The organism is Aerococcus sp. L_32 (assembly GCF_050689315.1).
This window is the reverse complement of sequence record NZ_JBOEQF010000239.1, coordinates 1-3201: the sequence shown is the minus strand read 5'-3', so window position 1 is coordinate 3201 and position 3201 is coordinate 1. Positions and strand designations below refer to the sequence as shown.

Sequence of the window (3201 nt, the reverse complement as noted above, 5' to 3'; positions counted from 1 at the left end):
GTACTTGACAGGCATTGCTATCTTGGTATAAAATTTAATAGTTGTCATCTAAACATGACGGCTTTTGTTAGGATAGCTCAGCTGGATAGAGCAACGGTCTTCTAAACCGTAGGTCGTGGGTTCGAATCCCACTCTTAACACTATATAAAAACCCTCACTACTTAGATAGTGAGGTTTTTTTTGTTTCAGCATATTTATTTAGCTTGATCGCAATGCCTAGCTTCATATTTTCGATTGGTAGTGCCCTTGTTTAAATCTTGAAATAGTTTGTTGGGGTCTACCAGTGTCTTTTGCAATTTTATTTCTATTTTCAGTTTCTAATAACTCTTTGATTATTTTTAAGTTTGCTATATTTTGAAAATGAAAATGGCACGATACAAAGTAACATTTTGCTAGTTAGTATAGAATAAAATGGGCTGAGACACACGGATAAATAGGGCACTGTACCATTTTTCGGACTTTTTTATGGGCTCTTTTTTTCGTGAAATTATAAAAGTTACCTAAAAATACACCTATTTTCAGAATTCTCAGCCAATCCTACAGTCCAATATCAGATCTAGCTTTAAGATCTTTATTTATTTTCCTAGTCTCATCAATATGGCTATGCAGGGTGGTTTGCTATAATAAAAGTGTACTGGCAGGCCAAATTTTACTACAGTGTAATCTTCTATACATGAAATAGTTAACGTTTTGTAAAGATACAACATTTAAGGCTTGCAATTTGATTTGTTATGATAAAATAGTTATAAGATAAATGGGAGGTAGGACCATGAAAAAAGTATATTCATTATTAGGTATTTCTTTATTAGCTTTATCTTTAGCGGCTTGTGACAATGTCGATTCTGCATTGGGTATGTATTCAGATGAAACGTCGTCAAGTGAAGAGAGTGCATCTTCTTCAATATCGTCTGAGAGTGCTTCTTTAAATGTGGTAGAATCTGACAGTACATCTTCAAGTAATGTGTCTGCGGATGCTGATTCAGAAGCATCAAGCGAAGATACTACAGCGTCAAGTGATGAAACAACACAATCTTCGGAAGAAGTTGTGGCGGATTCATCGGTAGCGAGTGAAGCTGCAACTGCGCAAGCGATGACGACTGAAGAGATTGAATCTTCTATCATTGCAGCAGAAGCTGAAAAAACTTCACCGTCTTCAGAAGTAGTACCATCTAGCGAAGTGGAAGATCAAGGGACTTACGCAAGTTCTAGTCAACCAGAAGGTAACCAAGGGGCTTTCGATAATACACGTGCGCGTGAATTATTGGCTGAAGCAGCACCTTTAATTTCCGCACATTCTCAAGGTGCATACCAATCTGACGAATATTTCTTCTTACCAACATTGGTAAATGAAGATTTAGCACAAGTAGATGTTTACCGTCAATCTCCTGATGGACAAGGACATACAAACCTGATTGCAACTTACCGTTATGATGCTTATTCAGGTACTTTAATGGTGATGGATGTTGTGAGTGGTACTTGGCAAAATACGGGACAATAGAATCGCTTAGTGCATACAAATAAATTTAAGGCTGGTGATTTTAATTGATGCTAAAGGGTATATAGCATTCGATTTCAACCACCAGTTTTTTATTTGCTTTAAATCAGGAAGAAAACTTGTTAAATACCCCTAAATTAAGTAGTATTAAGAGTAAAGAAGTGAGGTGGCAAGAGTGAAAGAAAAATTGAAAGATCGTATTATTCCAATGACCTTAGCCTCGGTTAATCAGGCCAATATCGCTGGCAGTGCTGCAGAAATGTCTTATTACTTTCTACTATCTCTGTTTCCACTATTAATGATGATTGCCAATATAATTCCGATGTTACCGTTTGATCCGGATTCAGTTGTTGGACTACTTGAAACGTTATTGCCTGACCAGGTGGAGCCTATTATTGTGCCTACTTTGGAGTCTTACTTAACATCAGACACTACAGGGGCGCTTTCAGTTTCCTTCATATTAATTCTATGGTCAGGGTCTACTGCTTTTGGAACAGTGCAAAATATTTTAAACCGAACTTACGGCATCACAGACAAGCCAAACTTTATAGTTTCTAGGCTATTTTCATTTGCCATTGCCTTTGTATTAGTCTTGTTTGCGGTAGCTTTGAGTGTTCTCTTCGTATTTGGGCAGACACTTTTAGAAGCGGTAAACCAATTTATAGACGTGCCAATGCAATTGTTTGATATTTTTACCAGTGTAAAATGGCCAATTCTATTGCTTGTTTTGATTATGGTATTTACTTTTATCTACCAATTCATTCCGCATCACAAGTATCCGATTAAGTTCGCGGTACCAGGAGCGATTGTAGCAACACTGCTTTCAGCTGTTCTGTCGGGAGGATTTTCATTTTATGTGAATAATTTTGGTGGTTCGTCAGTTTCTAACGGGACTATTGGGGTATTCATTGTATTAATGATCTACCTTTGGTTAACATCTATCGTGTTGATTGCAGGTGCCATGATTAACCATATTATTTACCGTTTAAACAATGTGGAAGAGTTTATCGATTCGAGTCCAAATTACCATACAACAACATCTGCGAGTTTCCCTTTTATGGATAAAAAGACGATCGCATTAGGTACATTAAAGCGTCAACCAGGAGACATCATTATTGCAGATAATCCTGCGCGACCACAAGGAAATAGAGATTAAAGGGGCGCATTATTTTGGAAAAACGTTCGTCAAATCGGCGATTAAAGAAGAAACCAACGAGTAGAGTTGATATCACTATCGTCATATGCGTCATGTTGTTAGCTTTAGTGAGTATCGTGACTATTTTTTCAACGACATATTTACAATATGATTCAGGTTCTTATTCCCAAACTATTATGCAAATAGCTTGGTTTGCGGTCGGGGCTTTAGCGGCAGCTGTTGTGATGCAGCTTGACCGGGAAACCTTGTATCACTTTGCGCCGGTAGCATATGGATTAGGGCTAGTTTTACTCGTATTAGTATTGATTTTCTATGACCGTGAATTGGCCGTGACCAATGGGGCGCATTCATGGATTACCATTGGACCTTTATCCCTTCAACCATCCGAATTAATGAAGGTTGCCTATATCATCATGATGGCTTATTTAGTTCAAGGCTACAATGATGAAGGTCGTCGTCTTGGTGTTGAGGACATGGACATGATGGAACGGGTTAAATTTGACGGTCGATTCTTATTGAAAATCACGTTATGGACCATCCCGCCGGTTGC

3 protein-coding genes and 1 tRNA gene are annotated in these 3201 nt (G+C 38.0%); all 4 read left to right on the top strand.

All coding sequences use genetic code 11. From position 1 onward, the window contains the following. Positions 1–66 precede the first annotated feature (66 nt). Positions 67–140 (top strand) — tRNA-Arg (locus tag ACRCJ0_RS11090). Between the two features lie 629 nt (positions 141–769). After that, entirely contained in the window at positions 770–1498 is a 729-nt protein-coding gene (locus tag ACRCJ0_RS11085; RefSeq protein WP_418149013.1) for a hypothetical protein, read from the top strand. 172 nt (positions 1499–1670) lie between these two features. After that, positions 1671–2651 (top strand): YihY/virulence factor BrkB family protein, encoded by a 981-nt coding sequence (locus tag ACRCJ0_RS11080; RefSeq protein ID WP_059134215.1) that lies wholly within the window; start codon positions 1671–1673, stop codon positions 2649–2651. 14 nt (positions 2652–2665) lie between these two features. Beyond that, a partial coding sequence (locus tag ACRCJ0_RS11075; RefSeq protein ID WP_431390468.1) for an FtsW/RodA/SpoVE family cell cycle protein occupies positions 2666–3201 on the top strand: 536 nt, incomplete at its 3' end.

Bases quoted from the DNA above. Each gene is read 5' to 3' on its own strand.
- ACRCJ0_RS11085 (WP_418149013.1), top strand. From the start codon at position 770: ATGAAAAAAGTATATTCATTATTAGGTATTTCTTTATTAGCTTTATCT.